The following is a 16,039-nucleotide window of genomic DNA, read 5'->3' on the forward strand; positions in this document are numbered from 1 at the left end:
GCGGGAATCGAATCCATGAACAAGCGCGAGCGTTTGCTGGCGGCCGTCGCCGGCGCACCCCTGGACCACCCGCCGACGACGGCCTGGGTCCATTTCCAGTCCGATCACCTCGGCGGCCGCCAGGTCGCCGACCTCCACCTCGAGTTCCTGCGGGCCTACGACTGGGACGTACTGAAGGTGATGAACGACTACCGCTACCCGGTGCCCTCCGGCATCACCACCCTGGCCGACGCCGCCAGCCTGCGGGCCTACCGCAGGCTGGGCCTCGGCATCCCCGCGGTCACGGCGCAGCTCGAGTGCGTGGCGCGCATCCAGGACCAGGTGGGCGCCAGCACGCCCCTGCTGGAAACGGTGTTCGAGCCCTTCCAGCAGATCGCCCGCAACATCGGGTTCTCGCAGGCGAAGAACCTCTATCGGCACCGGCAGGAGGCGCTCGATGCGCTGGAAGCGGTCACCGACGACATGTGCGCGTACGTGGAAGCGGTCAGGAAGCAGGGCGTCGACGGCATCTTCATGTCGATCAACGGCGCCATTCCCGAGCACCTGCCGCGGGGCGCCAGCGAGGAACAGCACGAGGTGTTCCAGAAGCCCTTCGCCACCCGGGTGCTGCGCGCCGCCGAAGGAATGGTGCGGGTCCTGCACATCCACGGCGGACACCTGCAGATGGATCGGGTCGGCGACTACCCGTGCGAGGTCTGGAGCGTCTCGGATCGCCTGCCCGGCAACCCCGGCCTGGCCCAGCTGCGCACGATGACCGACAAGTGCATCATGGGCGGCCTCGACGAAACCCGGATCCAGGAGCGCACCCTGCCCGAGATCGCCGCGGAGGTCGACGACGCCCTGGCGGCGGCCGGCCGCCAGAAGCTGATCCTGGCGCCGGGCTGCACGGTGCCGTCCTTCACCCCGAAGCGCAACCTGGAGTTCCTGCGCGAATACACCTTGCGCTGATCCGCCGGTCGCTTCCCCGGCGGGGCCGGCCGCCAGCCCCCATGCCGCACCCGGCAGCGGATCGCCGGCTGCGACTAGGAAGGGATCTGCGGGTCCAGGGCCTGGTCGAGCACCTCGACCCAGTGGCGCACCGGCAGGCCGGTGCCGCTTTGCAGGTGGGTGATGCAGCCGATGTTGGCGGAGATCACCTGGGTGGGCGCCAGGGCGCCGAGGTGGCCGAGCTTGCGGTCGCGCAGCTGCTTCGCCATGTCGGGGTGCAGCACCGACCAGGTGCCGGCCGAGCCGCAGCACAGGTGCGATTCGTTCGGCGGCAGCCGCACGTCGAAGCCCAGCTGGCGCAGGCCGGCCTCGACACCGCCGCGCAGCTGCTGGCCATGCTGCAGCGTGCAGGGCGGGTGGTACGCCAGCACGCCCTGCGGCGCGCGCACGCGGGGCTGCAGCATCGGAACCATGTCGGCCAGCAGCTCGCTCAGGTCGCGCGTGAGCTCGCTGATGCGCCGGGCCTTGTCGGCGTAGGCCGGGTCGAGCCGCAGGTGGTGGCCGTACTCGCGCACGGTCACGCCACAGCCCGAGGCGTTCATCACGATCGCCTCGACTTCGCCGCGCGCCACGTACGGCCACCAGGCGTCGACGTTGCGGCGCATCTGGTCCAGCCCGCCGGACTGGTCGTTCAGGTGGAACTTCACGGCGCCGCAACAGCCCGCCTCCGGCGCGATCACGCCCTGGATGCCGGCGGCATCCAGCACGCGGGCGGTGGCGCTGTTGATGTTGGGCGCCATCGAGGGCTGCACGCAGCCGGCCAGCAGCAGCACCTTGCGCGCGTGCTCGCGCGTGGGCCAGGCACCGGCCGGCCGCGGCGCCGGCACCTTGTCCTTGAGCGCGCCGGGCAGCAGGCCGCGCACCGCCTGCCCCAGCTTCATCGCCGGACCGAACGCCGGCGACGTCAGGCCCTCCTTCAGGGTCCAGCGCAGCGCCCTGGACCCAACGCCGCGCGGCACTTTTTCCTCGACGATGCGGCGCCCGATGTCCACCAGCCGGCCGTACTGCACGCCGCTCGGGCAGGTGCTCTCGCAGTTGCGGCAGGTCAGGCAGCGGTCCAGGTGCAGCTGGGTCTTCTCGGTCGGGCGCTCGCCTTCCAGCACCTGCTTGATCAGGTAGATGCGGCCGCGCGGGCCGTCGAGCTCGTCGCCCAGCAGCTGGTAGGTCGGGCAGGTGGCCGTGCAGAAGCCGCAGTGCACGCACTTGCGCAGGATGGCCTCGGCCTCGGCGCCCTCGGGCGTGCCGGCGAATTCGGGTGACAGGTGGGTCTGCACGGATCAGGCCTCCGACGGGCCGCCCCTGGGCGGCCTGGGCCCCCTCGGGGGGCAGTGCAGCGGCGACGCCGCAAACGTGGGGGTCGACATTTCAACCCGGGTACAGGCGGCCGCGGTTGAGGATGCCGGCCGGATCGAAGGATGCCTTCAACTCGCGGTGGACGCGACCGAGCGGCGGCTGCAGCGGATGGAAGCGCGGCACGCCGGCGCTGCCGGCGCCCGCGCGGAACAGGGTGGCGTGGCCGCCGGCGTCCTGGGCGATCCGGCGCAGGCGCTCGCCCTCGCCCGGCTGCGCCGCCACCCAGCGCTGGCCGCCGTGCCATTCCACCAGCGGCGCTTCCGGCAGGTCCAGCACCGGCGCCGTCTGCGGCACCGACAGGCGCCACAGGTCGCGGCCGGCGCGGTCGCCGAACCAGGGCAGCAGCTGGTCGCGGCACAGCCGCCAGTCGTCCGGCACCCGCGCGTCGTCCTGGCGCTCGCCGCCCAGCGAGCGGCAGGCGGCCTCGACCGCCGCGTGGGCGCCGCGCAGGCGCAGGTACAGCGTGGACACGCCGGCCTCCTGGAGCCAGCAGCTGGCATCGAGCGGCAGCGGCTGTCCGCCCCAGGCGTTCAGCCGGCGCAGCGCTTCGGCCTGCGGCAACTCGAACTTCAACGTGGCTTCGGCCGGGGCGCGCGGCAGCACCTTCAGGCTCACCTCCACGATCAGGCCCAGCGTGCCCAGCGCGCCGGCCATCAGGCGCGACACGTCGTAGCCGGCCACGTTCTTCATCACCTGGCTGCCGAAGCTGAGCAGTTCGCCCCGGCCATTGACGATGGACAGGCCGAGGATGAAGTCGCGCACGGCGCCGACGCTGGCGCGCGAAGGCCCCGACAGCCCGGCCGCCACCATGCCGCCCACCGTGGCGCCGCCGCCGAAGTGGGGCGGCTCGAAGGCCAGGCGCTGGCCCTGCCCGGCCAGCACCGCCTCCAGATCCGCCAGCGGCGTGCCGGCGCCGACCGTGACCACCAGTTCGCTGGGTTCGTAGCTGCGGATGCCGGCCAGCCCGCGCGTGTCGAGCAGCTCGCCCTGCGCCGGCTCGCCCAGGAAGTCCTTGCTGCCGCCGCCGCGGATGCGCAGCGGCGTACCCGCGGCCGCGGCGTCGCGGATGCGCGCCATGCAAAGGGACAGAGCCTCCTCCATGGCCTGCGATGGTAAGCCGCTCGGGCCGGCCGCCCCGGTCGGAAGCGCCTGAACTTTTCGGCGTCAGTCGATGAAGGAATTGACGGGGAGGCCGGGCGTGTCCGTGCGGGTCGAGACCACGTGGCCGGCCAGCGGGTGCGCCGCCCGCTCCTGCTCGCTGCGGCCGGCGGCACTGGTGACGAACAGCGTGCGCAGGTCGGGGCCGCCGAAGCACGGCATGGTGGGGCACGGCATCGGCGTGGCGAGGCTGTCGACGACCGCGCCGTCCGGCGCGAGCCGCACGATCCGTCCGCCCTCGTACATCGCGCACCAGTAATGACCCTGCGCGTCCACGGCCGCGCCGTCGGGCCGGCCGCCGTAGCCGGGCTGGCCGACCTGCCAGCCGGGCGGCTTGGGCTCGAAGCGGTGGAAGACCCGCTCACGGCGCATCGCGTTGCTGTCCGCGTCCCAGTCCCAGGCCCGGATGCAATGGCCTTGCGTGTCGGCCCAGTAGACCGTGTCGCCCGCCGGCGACCAGGCCAGCCCGTTGGCGGTGACCAGGCCCCCGGCCTTGCGCTCGACCCGGGGCGCTCCGCCGGAGCCGTTGTCCGGCCGGCAGTCCAGGCTGAACAGTTGGCCGGCGGCCCGGGTCTTGGGCTCGAACAGCGTGCCGGCCCAGAAGCGGCCCAGCGGGTCGGCCTTGCCGTCGTTGAAGCGGGTGGTCGCCGGGTCGTGGTCGAAGCGCCTCAGCAGCACCAGGTCGCCGCCCCAGTCGCGGGCCCGGTAGATGCCGTCGCGCAGCGCCACGACCCAGCCGCCGCTGCGCGCCGGCGCGATGCAGCCCGGCTCCTGCGGCATCGGCCAGCTCTGCACGGACCCGTCGTCGGCGGCCGTGCGCCGCAACTGGCGCCCGGGGATGTCGACCCAGTAGAGCCTGCGCTCGCCGGGGTGCCAGAACGGCGACTCGCCGAGCCGGTCGGCCTGTTGCGTCACGCTGTGCCAGGAAGTCATGCGATGCCCTTTGCGCGAAGGCCGATTGTGCGGCGCGCCGCCCCACGCGTGCGGCCGAAGCCGGTACCATGGCCCGCTGCCCCGAACGACATGACCTCTACCGCTGCAAGTACCGCGCAGGACAACCTGATGCGGGTGGAAGCCTCCCGTTACGCGCTGCTGCGCCGCCTGGCCTTTTCGATCCGGCACCAGATGGTGGCCCACCTGCAGCCGATCGGCATGGTCACCGAGCTGCTGGAGCGCCGCCTGCGCGCGCCGGAGCCCGACCTGCACCAGGCGCACGACAGCGTGGCCAAGATCAACGGCCTGGCCAAGGCCGCGGCCCAGGACTGCCTGGACGTGATCACCTGGATGGCGCCGGAACCGGGCGCCACGGTGGCCATCGGCCAGTCGCTGCAGGACTGCATCGCGCTGCTGCGCGGCAACTTCAGCTTCCGCGGGCTGGCGCTCAAGTCCGACCTGCCGGAGCTGTCGCAGCCGGTGGGCCGCAGCGCCGCCCGCATGCTGCTGCCGGCCTGCCTGCTGGCCCTGACCGACGGGCTGGAAGGGCCGGCCGAGATCACGATCGGCGCGCAGGCCACCGACGACGACGCCACGGTCGACATCCGCGTGCAGCGCACCGAAGGCGAAGGCTTCGACCGCCAGCTCAACTACCGCGCCCTGCAGTGGTCCGACGTGGAGGTCATGGCTCGCGCCGAGGACGTGCAACTGGTGCATGCCGACGGCCGGGCCACGCTCGTCTTTCCCGTGCTGGGGTAGCGCGCCTTGCTTCGGTGGCGCCCTTCCCGCGCGCGGGAAGGGCGAAGCCCGGGTTCGTGCGGCATGGGTTTTCTTCAGCGGGTGTAGGCGCTCTCTCCGTGCGCGGTGATGTCCAGCCCTTCGCGCTCTTCCTCCTCGCTCACCCGCAGGCCGACCAGCAGGTCCACCAGCCGGTAGGCGATGAAGGCCACCACGCCGGACCAGGCGATGGTGAACAGCACGCTCTTGAACTGCACCCACAGCTGGGCGGCGATGGTGAAGGTGTCCGGTGCCGGCCCGCCGGTGCCGCCGAGCCAGGGCGAGGCGAACACGCCGGTGAGCAGTGCGCCGACGATCCCCCCCACGCCATGGACGCCGAACACGTCGAACGCATCGTCGGCTCCCAGGGCGCGCTTCAGGCCGCCCACCCCCCACAGGCAGACCAGGCCGGCCAGCAGGCCGATGGCCATCGCGCCCATGGGCCCGACGAAGCCGGCGGCGGGCGTCACGGCGACCAGGCCCGCCACCGCGCCGGACGCGGCGCCCAGCATCGAGGCCCGGCCCTTGGCCAGCGCCTCGCCGGTGATCCAGGACAGCGTCGCGGCGGCCGTCGCCAGCAAGGTGTTGACGAAGGCCAGCCCGGCACTGGCGTTGGCCGCGCCGGCCGAGCCGGCGTTGAAGCCGAACCAGCCGACCCAGAGCAGCGAGGCACCCACCATGGTCAGCGTCAGCGAGTGCGGCATGAAGGCCTCCTTGCCGAAGCCGATGCGCTTGCCCAGCACCCACGCGCCCACCAGCCCGGCCACGCCGGCGTTGATGTGGACCACGGTGCCGCCGGCGAAGTCGAGCGCGCCGTCCTGCGCCAGCAGGCCGCCGCCCCAGACGATGTGGGCCATCGGCACGTAGGAGAAGGTGAACCAGAGCGCGGAGAACAGCAGCACCGCGGCAAAGCGGATGCGCTCGGCGAACGAGCCGACGATCAGGGCCACCGTGATGGCGGCGAAGGTGCCCTGGAAGGCGACGAACACGTACTCCGGGATGGTCGCCAGCGCGCCGAAGGTCGCGGGCGTGACGCCGCGCAGGAACAGCTTGTCGGCGCCGCCGAAGAAGCGGCCCTCGCCGGAGAACGCGTAGCTGTAGCCGTACAGCGCCCACAGCAGGCTGACGAGGGAGAACACGACGAACACCTGCATCAGCACCGACAGCATGTTCTTGGAGCGGGTCAGGCCGCCGTAGAACAGCGCCAGCCCCGGGATCGTCATCAGGATCACCAGCAGGGTGGAGGTGAGCATCCAGGCGGTGTCGCCGGAATCCACCTTGGGGGCCGGCGCGGCGGCGGCTTCCGCGGGCTCCGGTGTCGCCGCCGGTGCGGCGGCGGGAGCGGCCTCGGCCGCGGCCGGGGTGGCGGGCACCTGTGCCAGCACGGCGGCGGAACCGCCCAGCAGGCCCAGGGCGAACGCGAAGCAGGCAAACAGCTTTCTCATGGCAGCCTCTGTCGAAGGGGGAGTCTCAAAGCGCCGCGGGGCCGGTCTCGCCGGTGCGGATGCGGATGACCTGCTCGAGGTCGTAGACGAACAGCTTGCCGTCGCCGATCTTGCCGGTGCGGGCCGCACCCTCGATGGCCTCGAGGGCGCGTTCGACCATCTCGTCGTCGATCGCGGCCTCGATCTTCACCTTGGGCAGGAAGTCGACCACGTACTCGGCGCCGCGGTACAGCTCGGTGTGGCCCTTCTGGCGCCCGAAGCCCTTGACCTCGGTGACGGTGATGCCCTGCACCCCGACGGCCGAGAGTGCTTCGCGCACCTCGTCGAGCTTGAAGGGCTTGATGATGGCGGTGACCAGTTTCATGCGGGGCTCCTTCCGGGTCAGAACGAGTACTTGACGCCGAGCATCAGCCCGCCGCGCGCCAGGTGCTTGCCGCTGGGCGCGAGGTACTGGCCGTTGCTGTCGGTATCCACCCAGGCGGCACTGGCGGCCAGGCCGTTGCCGAACTCCTTGTTCACCGCCAGCGACCAGTCGGTGTAGGAGAACGGGTCGTTGTTCTTCACCTTCTGGTAGCCGACGTGCGGCACCAGCGACCAGCCCTGGCCCAGGTCGAAGTTGGCCGACAGGTCGACGTAGTAGCTGTTCCTGCTGTCGGCGAAGCCGAACAGGTTGCTGAAGGCGTGCGAGTACTTCAGCGTCGCCGGGCCCCAGCTGGCGCCGGCGTAGGCTTCCTGCGTGTTCGGGCTGACAGCCAGCCCGTGGTCCGGGTAGGTGTAGGTCAGCACGCCCAGGTCCAGGCCGACCGGGCCGGCGGTGAAGCGATAGCCGCCGTACAGGTCCAGTTCCAGCTCGGCGCCGCCGCCGGCATCCTCGATCCAGCGGATGGTGGAGGCCCAGGCGCCCAGGTAGGCGCCGCTCCGGTGGGTGTAGTCGGCCCCGCCCTGCAGCGCCGGCCGCAGCCGGCTTTGCGAGATGCCGCGGTAGCGGTAGTCGCTGACCGCAGCGGCGTTGTAGGCGAAGCGGTGGTCCGGCTGCGGCGCGGGGGCCTGCGCCAGCGCGGCGACGGCAGGCAGGAGGGTGGACAGGAGCACGGCGGCTTTGCTTGGCATGGTTCTCCGTTGAGTCGGGGGTAGTCCCCCGACAGCAAAGCAGAACCCGTGCCAGCACGCCGGACACCAGGCCATGAGCGAGCGCAGGCGGTGAGCTGAGCGCAGGCGCTGAGCCGGGCTCGAGTTCGCGCCCGACCTCCCATGCACCGGCGGCGTGCGTGCGTGTCCGCGCAGCGCGGCGCGCGCACCCGGATGGTGAGGTCAGGCCCGCCGGAGCCTGCTTTCGGTGCGGTGAAGCCTCAGCCGGCCTGGGTGCCGGCCGGGCGCAGCCGCTCGCGCAGGCCCGGCGACACCCAGAGCCCGCCGTCGGCCGAAGCCATCAGGCCGTGCACGCCGTCGGTGCCGCGGATCAGTTCGCGGCCCTGGACCGTCCCGAGCACCATGGCGGCGGCCCCGAGGCCGTTGACGGCCTGCAGCTCGCGGCCGACCAGGGTCACGCCGCGCGGCCCGTCGGTGGGATAGCCGGTGCGCGGATCCAGCACGTGGTGGTAGCGCCGCCCATCGCGCAGGAAGAAGCGCTCGTAGTCGCCCGAGGATGCAACGAAGCCCTCGCGCAGTTCCAGGCTGGCGAGCAGTTGCGCGGGCGCGCGCGGGTCGCGGATGCCGACGCGCCAGGCGCTGGCGCCGGGTGCCGTCATGGCGACCACGTCGCCGCCGCCGTTGACCAGCGCCGTGCGCACGCCCTGCGCGCGCAGCGTGTCCAGGCCCTGCTGCAGGATGTAGAGCTTGGCGATGCCGCCCAGGTCCACCCGCATGCCGCGCCGGCGCAGCCAGGCGGTGCCGGCGCGGTCGTCGAGCACCAGTTGGCGCCAGTCGACGCCGGCCAGGTGCTCGCGGATGTAGGCATCGGTCGGCCGGCGCGGCGCCTGCGGGTCGAAGTGCCAGCGTCCGACCGAGCCGATGGTGGCGTCGAACGCGCCGCTGCTGCGCCGCGAGACCTCGGCGGCCATGTGCAGCACCTCGCGCAGTTCGCGCGGCACCGGCACCGGCTGGATGCCGGCGGCAAGGTTGATCGCCGCCACCCGGCTGGTCGGCGCGTAGTGGCTCATGACGGCTTCCAGCGCCCCCATGCGCGCGAAGGCGGCATCGACCGCGGCGCGCAGCAGGCCGGCATCGGCGCCCTGCGCGGCGATGTCCACCTGGGTGCCCATGAGCGCGCGGCGGTCCCGCAGCCGTTCGCCGGGGGTGCCCGCGCGGGCCACGACGGCCCAGCCGGCCAGGGCGGCGCCCGCGCACAGCACCGCGCGCCGGCCGCGATCGGCCAGGGGTGTGCGCGCTGCGGCGCCGGCGGTGGCCGGCCTCATCTCCCGCATGGCTGGCTCAGCGGGACTGGCTGACCATGTAGTCGACGCCGGCCTTGACCTCGTCGTCGGACAGCCCGGAGTTGCCACCCTTGGCGGGCATCTGGCCCTTGCTGCCGGTGTAGCCCTCGATCGCGTGCTTGTAGAGGGTGTCGTTGCCCTGCGCGATGCGCGGGCCCCAGTCGGCCTTGTCGCCCGGCTTGGGCGCGCCGGCGACGTTGGCCGCATGGCACAGCGCGCAGGTCTTGCTGTAGACCGACTTGCCGAGTTCGGCGTTGCCGGCCGTGGCGGTCGGCGCGGGGGCGGCGGCCGGAGCGGCCGCGGGGGCGGACGTGGTCGCGGGCGCCGCGGCGGGCGCAGCGGGCGTGCTTTCCGGTTTGCCGCAGGCCGCGAGCGTGGCGGCGGCCGAGAGAACGAGGGCGAGGGCCAGGTGATTCATTGCTGCAAGTCCTTCATCGGGAATCGGCGGATTCTAGGAAGCGCCAACCGGCGCCGCGAGCCCAGAAGGCCCGCTCGTTGATGAACCGCAATGTAGCGTCCCTATTCATTGATGTACCTCAACAACATCGGGAGAACCCTTGAACGCTTCTTGATGATCCGCAATAGCGATGACATGCAGGCCCGGGATCATCCCCTTGCAGCCGTGGCGCCAGCCGGCTCCACCGGGCCTGGAACGGGCACCCGGCTGCAGTTCGACCCCTGTTCGGAAACGTCCGATGCCCTACAAGACCACACCCCTCTCGCCTTCCGCATCCGCCACCGAAGCCGCCCCCTCGCGGCGCCGGTTCCTCAACACCGCGGCGCTGGCCGGACTGGCCGGCGTGAGCCTGGCCGCGTGCAGCGACAAGCCCGAGAGCGCGCCGGCCGCCAAGGCCTCCGCACCCGGCGCCTCGTCGCAGGCCGACGAGGGCGGCGCGGGCACCGTGCACCTGAAGCCCGGTGAGCTCGACACGTATTACGGCCTCTGGAGTGGCGGCCACACCGGCGACATGCGGGTGCTGGGCCTGCCCTCGGGCCGCGAGCTGACCCGGATTCCCTGCTTCGTGCCCGACGCCCTGGTGGGCTGGGGCATCACCAACGAGTCCAAGGCGGTGATGGGCACCAGGCCCGACGGCAGCCTGAAGTACACGGTGGCCGACACCCACCACACCCACGCTTCCTACAAGGACGGCGACTACGACGGCCGCTACGCCTGGATCAACGACAAGATCAACTCGCGCATCGCGCGCATCCGCCTCGACTACTTCGTCTGCGACAAGATCACCGAGCTGCCCAACGTGCAGGGCTTCCACGGCATCTTCCCGGACAAGCGCGACCCGGTCGACCCGGCCATCAACTACACCACCCGCGTGTTCTGCGGCGCCGAGTTCGGCATTCCGCTGCCGGGCACCGGCCTGGAAGACGACAAGGCCTACCGCTCGATGTTCAGCTGCGTCGACGCCGAGACCATGGAAGTGCGCTGGCAGGTGCTGATCGACGGCAACTGCGACCTGGCCGCCACCTCCTACGACGGCAAGCTGGCCGCCACCAACCAGTACAACGTGGAGAACGGCGCCCGCTACGAGGACATGATGTCCGCCGAACGCGACGCCTGCCTGTTCTTCAACATCGCCCGCATCGAGGCCGCCGTCAAGGCCGGCAAGTTCAAGACCATCGGCAGCTCCAAGGTGCCGGTCGTCGACGGCACCCGCGAAGCCAACAAGGACCCCAGGACCGCACTGACCGCCTACGTCAGCGTGCCCAAGAACCCGCACGGCGTGAACGCCAGCCCGGACCAGAAGTACTTCATCTGCGCCGGCAAGCTGTCGCCCACCTGCACGGTGATCGAGCTGGCCAAGGTGCTCGACTGGTTCGACGGCAAGCTGGAGAAGCTGGACGCCGCCATCGTCGCCGAAGTGGAAGTGGGCCTGGGCCCGCTGCACACCGCCTTCGACGGCCGCGGCAACGCCTACACCACGCTGTTCCTGGACAGCCAGCTGGTCAAGTGGAACGTGGAGGCCGCCATCAAGTTCCACGCCGGCGACAAGAACGCCAAGTACGTGGTCGACCGCCTCGACCTGCAGTACCAGCCCGGCCACGTCAACGCCTCGCAGTCGGAGACCGTCAAGGCCGACGGCAAGTGGCTGGCGGTGGGCTGCAAGTTCTCCAAGGACCGCTTCCTGCCGGTCGGCCCGCTGCACGCCGAGAACGAGCAGCTGATCGACATCTCGGGCGAGAAGATGGTGCTCAAGGCCGACCACCCGGTGCGCGGCGAGCCGCACGACTTCATCATCTTCAAGCGCGAGCTGGTGCGCCCGAAGCAGGTGTATGCCCTGGACGACTTCCCCAACGCGGTGAAGGACGCCAAGGAGTCGGGCGTCACCCGCAACGGCCGCAAGGTCACCGTCAAGATCACCTCGCAGGCGCCGGCCTTCAGCCTGCGCGAGTTCAAGGTGAAGAAGGGCGACGAGGTCACGCTGATCCTGACCAACCTGGACAAGATCGAGGACCTGACGCACGGCTTCGCGATCCCGAAGTACAACATCAACTTCATCGTGAACCCGCTGGAGACCAAGTCGGTCACCTTCATCGCCGACCAGCCGGGCGTGTTCTGGGCCTACTGCACCCACTTCTGCCATGCGCTGCACCTCGAGATGCGCAGCCGCATGATCGTCGAAGCCTGACCTTCGCCGTCCCCGCGCGCCTGCGGGCGCGCGGGCAGCGACGCCCGCCATGAATTGCTTCTCCCTCCTGTTCCGGCTCTGGCTGGGGGCTGCTGCATTGCTGTTCACCCCCCTGCTCTGGGCGGGTGCCTACGAAGCGAAGCTGCCGGACGAAGTCCATACGGCGCCCCGCCTGTGCGACTACGCGCCCTGCGCCGAGGTGTTCCCCGGCGCGAGCGCGTTCTCCGAGCGCAAGGGGCAGCCCCCTTATGTGGAGGCCCACGACGCCGCCGGCAAGCTGCTCGGCTACGTGATGCTGTCCACCGACATCACCGACACGCCGGCGTATTCGGGCAAGCCGGTGGTCACGCTGATCGGGATGGACACCCGGGGCCGCTTCGTCGGCGTCAAGGTGCTCAAGCACTCCGAGCCGATCCTGCTGCTGGGCATTCCCGAGAGCGCACTGGAGAAGTTCAACCACCAGTACCTCGGCAAGTCGGTGGCCGACCAGCTCGAGATCGGGCGCTCGCGCCCCGACGAGGGCGTGATCGGGCTGGATGCGATTTCCGGTGCGACCGTCACGGTGATCGCCCAGAACCAGGTGATGACCACCGCCGGCGCCGCGGTGGCGCGGCAGACCGGCATCCTGGCGCCCACGGTCCGGCCGCAGGCGACATTCATCGACCGCGGCGGTCGGGCCGACTGGAAGGCGCTGGCGGCCGAAGGCAGCGTGCAGCGGCTGCGGGTGCAACCGCAGGACGTGGGGCTGCCGCGTGGCGACGCGCCCTTCATCGAACTGTGGTTCGGCTACCTGAACCAGCCCGACGTCGGCCGCTCGCTGCTGGGCGAGGCCGGCTGGTCCAGCCTGATGGCGCAGCTCAAGCCGGGCGAGCACGCCCTGTTCGTGATCCGCACCCAAGGCGAGGAATCCTTCAAGGGCTCGGGCTTCGTGCGCGGCGGCATCTACGACCGCATCCAGGTGCGCCAGGGGCGCGACACATTCACCTTCCGCGACCTCGACTACCTGAACCTGTACGGCCTGCAGGCGGCCGGCGCACCGCGCTACAACGAATCGGCCATCTTCATCATCCGCTCGCCTGCGTTCTCGGCGGCGCTGCCCTGGAAGCTCAGCCTGCTGGGCAACCGCATCGACCGCGCCACCGGTGCGCGCACCTTCACCAGCTTCGATTCGGAGTACTGGCTGCCCGCCGCCACCCTGGAGGGCGGCCGGCCGGCACGCGAGGAGGCCGAAGCCGCCTGGGTCAGGATCTGGAAGTCGCGCGCGGTCGAGATCGCGCTGTTCTCGGCGCTGCTGGTCGCGGTGGCCGTCGTCTACGCGCTGCGCGACCGGCTCACGCGCCGCTCCAGCCGCAAGAACAAGTGGCCGGTCAACGCGTTCAAGTACAGCGCCTGGGTTGTCAGCATCGGCTTCGTCGGCTTCGGCCTGATGGCGCAGCCCTCCATCACCCAGGTGCTGACCTGGTTCCACTCGCTGCTGTTCCACTGGACCTGGGAGCTGTTCCTGAGCGACCCGTTCATCTTCCTGTTCTGGGTGTTCATCGTGGTCACGGTGTTCGTCTGGGGCCGCGGCCTGTTCTGCGGCTGGCTGTGCCCGTTCGGCTCGCTGCAGGAGCTGCTGTACAAGGTCGCCGGCGCGATCGGCCTCAAGCGCTTCCAGCGCGCGCTGCCGCGGCCGCTGCACGACAAGCTCAAGTGGCTGAAGTACGTGGTCTTCGGCGGGCTGCTGGCCGTGTCGATGTTCTCGATGATCCAGGCCGAGATGCTGGCCGAGGTCGAGCCGTTCAAGACGACCTTCCTGGTCGGTCCGTTCAACCGCGCCTGGCCGTACACGGCGTTCGTCGCCGCCATCCTGGGGGTCTCGATCTTCGTCGAGCGGCCCTACTGCAAGTACATCTGCCCGCTGGGCGCCTCGCTGGCCATGCCGACCACCTTCCGCTGGTTCGGCCTCAGGCGCAAGGACGAGTGCAGCACCTGCACCGCCTGCGCCAAGGGCTGCGGCGCCCAGGCGATCGACGCCAACGGCCGGATCGACCACCGCGAGTGCCTGCACTGCCTGGACTGCATGGTGCTCTACACCGACGCGCACGCCTGCCCGCCGCTGTCGAAGGAGCGCAAGCGCCGCGAGCGCGCCGGCCTGCCGCTGACGCCGATCGGCCGCGACGGCTACTTCATCCCGATCCACCCGGTGCCGGCCGACCCGCCGGCCGCGAAAGGCTGAACGCCATGGTCGATCCCCGCATGCCCACCGATCCGGCGCAGCCGTCCTACGCCGCCCGCCAGCCCGGCCTGTGCGGCTGGGTGTGCGCCGAGGTCTGGGACCACCTGTGGCCGTGGAGCCTGCCGGCGCGGCAGCTGCCGCACGCGGGCCTGCGCGCCGGCAGCGTGGCGCTCGCCGTCGCGGTGTCCATCGCCTGGGTGCTGGCGGGCATGGGCGAGCTGCGCGCCGGCGCCATCATCGGCTGGTGGTTCGGCTGGAGCGTGTTCGAGGTGCTGATCCGGCTGGCCAACAAGCGCTACGTGAAGGACGGGCCCTGGTGGGGCCGGCGCTACCGGGTCGCCAGCGTGATGGACATGATCTGCTACGTCGGCTTCAAGAACCTGCTGATCGGCGCCGCGCTGTTCCTCATGCTGAAGTCGGCCGGCTGGCTGGAGCTGTGATGAACCACCCCCGAAGCGCGTTCGGCGCTCCCCCCTCGAGGGGGCCGAGACCTGCGGCTCCACACCGACCTGCGTCGGTGTGGACAGGTCGAGGCATGGCCGCGTCTCGCGGCCATGCGGCCTGCAAGGCCCACCAGCGGCCCGGCCAAGCCGGTTCCGCGGTGGCACTGGACCCGGCCGCGGCGTTCGATGTCGCCGGGACGCCTTGCCTTCTCCTGGCCGATCAACGGTGAGCCTGTGTTTGCCTCGCTGATCCGCCTGCTGCTGCTCGTCCTGTGCCTGGCGCCGCTGTCGCTGCGCGCCGCCACCTGGACCGTGCGACCCGGCGAGGCGATCCAGCCGGTGCTGGACCGCGCCGCCGCCGGCGACGTGGTCGAGGTGGCGCGCGGCCACTACGTCGGCAACCTGCGGATCGACAAGCCGCTCACGCTGCGCGGGCTGCAGCGCCCGACCCTCAGCGGCGGCCTGCAGGGCGACACCATCCGCGTGACCGCGCCCGACGTGACGATCGAGGGCCTGATCGTGCGCGACTCGGGCGACAGCCTGCTGGCGCAGAACGCCGGCATCTACCTGGCGCCGGGCGCGCACCGCGCCGTGGTGCGCCGCAGCGACCTGGTCTACAACCTGTTCGGCCTGTGGATCGAGAAGGCCGACGGCGTGCGCATCGAGGACAACCTGATCGTCGGCAAGCGCGACTACCCCTCGTCCCAGCGCGGCAACGGCATCCAGCTGTACAACACGCGCGGCGCCCGCGTCACCGGCAACAACATCAGCTTCGTGCGCGACGCGCTGTACATCGACGTCTCGCACGACGCGGTGTTCCGCGGCAACCGCCTGCACCACAGCCGCTACGGCGCGCACTACATGAACTCCTACCGCAACCTGTGGGAGGACAACGACAGCTACCTCAACCGCGGCGGCCTGGCGCTGATGGAAGTGCGCGACCAGGTGGTCCGCAACAACCGGGCCTGGGGCAACAGCGACCACGGGATCATGCTGCGCACGCTGCAGGACTCGGTGATCGAGGGCAACGTGGTGGCCGGCAACGGCCGCGGCTTCTTCATCTACGACGTCGAGTACGCACGACTGCTCGGCAACCTGGTGGTGAACAACCGCGTCGGCGTGCACCTGTCGGCCGGCTCCACCCGCAACGAGGTGGAGGGCAACGACTTCATCGGCAACCGCGAGCAGGTGCGCTACATCGGCGCGCGCGACGAGACCTGGGGCGCGCGCGGCGGCAACCACTGGAGCAACTACCTGGGCTGGGACCGCGACGGCGACGGCCGCGGCGACGTGCGCTACGAGGCCAACGACCTGGTCGACCGGCTGGTGTGGCGGCACCCGGCGGTGCGCCTGCTGCTGGCCAGCCCGGCGATCCAGGCCCTGCGGATGGTCTCGCAGCAGTTCCCGCTGGCGCGGGTGCCCAGCGTCGTCGATCCGAAGCCGCGCATGGCGCCGGCCCACCCGAACTGGAAGCAATGGAATGAGCTCCCCGATGCCCACTGAGAGTCCGGCGATCACCGTGCGCGGCGCCGTCAAGCACTTCGGCGCGGTGCGCGCGGTCGACGGCGTCGACCTCGACGTGCAGCCCGGCGAGGTGTTCGGCCTGATCGGCCACAACGGGGCCGGCAAGAGCACCCTGTTCAAGATGATG

General features: G+C 71.2%; 13 protein-coding genes and 1 pseudogene. 6 read left to right on the forward strand and 8 right to left on the reverse strand.

The window, feature by feature from the left end:
* The first annotated feature begins 15 nt into the window (after positions 1–15).
* Positions 16–948 (forward strand): uroporphyrinogen decarboxylase family protein, encoded by a 933-nt coding sequence (locus V6M57_RS18320; protein ID WP_332816439.1) that lies wholly within the window; start codon positions 16–18, stop codon positions 946–948.
* Positions 949–1,022: 74 nt separating this feature from the next.
* On the opposite strand, the gene glcF is transcribed toward V6M57_RS18320, so the two are convergent.
* The 3 genes from glcF to V6M57_RS18335 all read right to left on the reverse strand — a co-directional run bounded on the left by glcF (position 1,023) and on the right by V6M57_RS18335 (position 4,431).
* A complete protein-coding gene (gene glcF, locus V6M57_RS18325) occupies positions 1,023–2,261 on the reverse strand; it encodes a glycolate oxidase subunit GlcF (protein ID WP_332816440.1) in 1,239 nt (412 codons plus the stop codon).
* Positions 2,262–2,352: 91 nt separating this feature from the next.
* Positions 2,353–3,441: a glycolate oxidase subunit GlcE gene (gene glcE, locus V6M57_RS18330; RefSeq protein ID WP_332816441.1), complete on the reverse strand. Its 1,089-nt coding sequence runs from the start codon at positions 3,439–3,441 to the stop codon at positions 2,353–2,355.
* Positions 3,442–3,504: 63 nt separating this feature from the next.
* On the reverse strand, positions 3,505–4,431 hold the full coding sequence (locus tag V6M57_RS18335) for an SMP-30/gluconolactonase/LRE family protein (protein WP_332816442.1): 927 nt from the start codon (positions 4,429–4,431) through the stop codon (positions 3,505–3,507).
* Positions 4,432–4,521: 90 nt separating this feature from the next.
* Between V6M57_RS18335 and V6M57_RS18340 the strand changes: the two genes are divergently transcribed.
* Positions 4,522–5,190, forward strand: coding sequence for a hypothetical protein (locus V6M57_RS18340; RefSeq protein ID WP_332816443.1), 669 nt, complete (start codon positions 4,522–4,524; stop codon positions 5,188–5,190).
* Between the two features lie 74 nt (positions 5,191–5,264).
* On the opposite strand, the gene amt is transcribed toward V6M57_RS18340, so the two are convergent.
* The 5 genes from amt to V6M57_RS18365 all read right to left on the reverse strand — a co-directional run bounded on the left by amt (position 5,265) and on the right by V6M57_RS18365 (position 9,503).
* Positions 5,265–6,653 carry an ammonium transporter gene (gene amt / locus V6M57_RS18345; protein ID WP_332816444.1) on the reverse strand — a complete coding sequence of 463 codons (1,389 nt, stop codon included), beginning with the start codon at positions 6,651–6,653 and terminating at the stop codon, positions 5,265–5,267.
* Between the two features lie 25 nt (positions 6,654–6,678).
* Positions 6,679–7,017: a P-II family nitrogen regulator gene (glnK, locus tag V6M57_RS18350; protein WP_332816445.1), complete on the reverse strand. Its 339-nt coding sequence runs from the start codon at positions 7,015–7,017 to the stop codon at positions 6,679–6,681.
* Between the two features lie 17 nt (positions 7,018–7,034).
* The gene (locus V6M57_RS18355) at positions 7,035–7,763 is read right to left on the reverse strand and encodes a TorF family putative porin (RefSeq protein ID WP_332816446.1); all 729 of its coding nucleotides are present in this window, start codon (positions 7,761–7,763) and stop codon (positions 7,035–7,037) included.
* Positions 7,764–8,002: 239 nt separating this feature from the next.
* Positions 8,003–9,076, reverse strand: a complete 1,074-nt coding sequence (locus tag V6M57_RS18360) for an FAD:protein FMN transferase (protein ID WP_332816447.1) — start codon at positions 9,074–9,076, stop codon at positions 8,003–8,005.
* Positions 9,077–9,083: 7 nt separating this feature from the next.
* Positions 9,084–9,503, reverse strand: coding sequence for a c-type cytochrome (locus V6M57_RS18365; protein WP_332816448.1), 420 nt, complete (start codon positions 9,501–9,503; stop codon positions 9,084–9,086).
* A gap of 277 nt (positions 9,504–9,780) precedes the next feature.
* On the opposite strand from V6M57_RS18365, the gene nosZ reads away from it, so the two are divergent.
* The 4 genes and pseudogenes from nosZ to V6M57_RS18385 all read left to right on the forward strand — a co-directional run.
* Positions 9,781–11,727, forward strand: a complete 1,947-nt coding sequence (nosZ, locus tag V6M57_RS18370) for a TAT-dependent nitrous-oxide reductase (protein ID WP_332816449.1) — start codon at positions 9,781–9,783, stop codon at positions 11,725–11,727.
* A gap of 49 nt (positions 11,728–11,776) precedes the next feature.
* Positions 11,777–14,385 (forward strand): annotated as a pseudogene (locus V6M57_RS18375) (4Fe-4S binding protein).
* Positions 14,386–14,679: 294 nt separating this feature from the next.
* On the forward strand, positions 14,680–15,891 hold the full coding sequence (locus V6M57_RS18380; protein ID WP_442968850.1) for a nitrous oxide reductase family maturation protein NosD: 1,212 nt from the start codon (positions 14,680–14,682) through the stop codon (positions 15,889–15,891).
* Positions 15,869–16,039 (forward strand): ATP-binding cassette domain-containing protein (locus tag V6M57_RS18385; protein WP_332816452.1); only part of this gene is annotated, 171 nt, incomplete at its 3' end. The genes V6M57_RS18380 and V6M57_RS18385, both read left to right, overlap by 23 nt.

The organism is Ramlibacter sp., assembly GCF_036676645.1.
Classification (GTDB): domain Bacteria; phylum Pseudomonadota; class Gammaproteobacteria; order Burkholderiales; family Burkholderiaceae_C; genus Ramlibacter.

Bases quoted from the DNA above. Each gene is read 5' to 3' on its own strand.
- V6M57_RS18320 (WP_332816439.1), top strand. From the start codon at position 16: ATGAACAAGCGCGAGCGTTTGCTGGCGGCCGTCGCCGGCGCACCCCTG.
- glcE (WP_332816441.1), bottom strand. From the start codon at position 3,441: ATGGAGGAGGCTCTGTCCCTTTGCATGGCGCGCATCCGCGACGCCGCG.
- V6M57_RS18335 (WP_332816442.1), bottom strand. From the start codon at position 4,431: ATGACTTCCTGGCACAGCGTGACGCAACAGGCCGACCGGCTCGGCGAG.
- V6M57_RS18340 (WP_332816443.1), top strand. From the start codon at position 4,522: ATGACCTCTACCGCTGCAAGTACCGCGCAGGACAACCTGATGCGGGTG.
- amt (WP_332816444.1), bottom strand. From the start codon at position 6,653: ATGAGAAAGCTGTTTGCCTGCTTCGCGTTCGCCCTGGGCCTGCTGGGC.
- glnK (WP_332816445.1), bottom strand. From the start codon at position 7,017: ATGAAACTGGTCACCGCCATCATCAAGCCCTTCAAGCTCGACGAGGTG.
- V6M57_RS18355 (WP_332816446.1), bottom strand. From the start codon at position 7,763: ATGCCAAGCAAAGCCGCCGTGCTCCTGTCCACCCTCCTGCCTGCCGTC.
- V6M57_RS18360 (WP_332816447.1), bottom strand. From the start codon at position 9,076: ATGCGGGAGATGAGGCCGGCCACCGCCGGCGCCGCAGCGCGCACACCC.
- V6M57_RS18365 (WP_332816448.1), bottom strand. From the start codon at position 9,503: ATGAATCACCTGGCCCTCGCCCTCGTTCTCTCGGCCGCCGCCACGCTC.
- nosZ (WP_332816449.1), top strand. From the start codon at position 9,781: ATGCCCTACAAGACCACACCCCTCTCGCCTTCCGCATCCGCCACCGAA.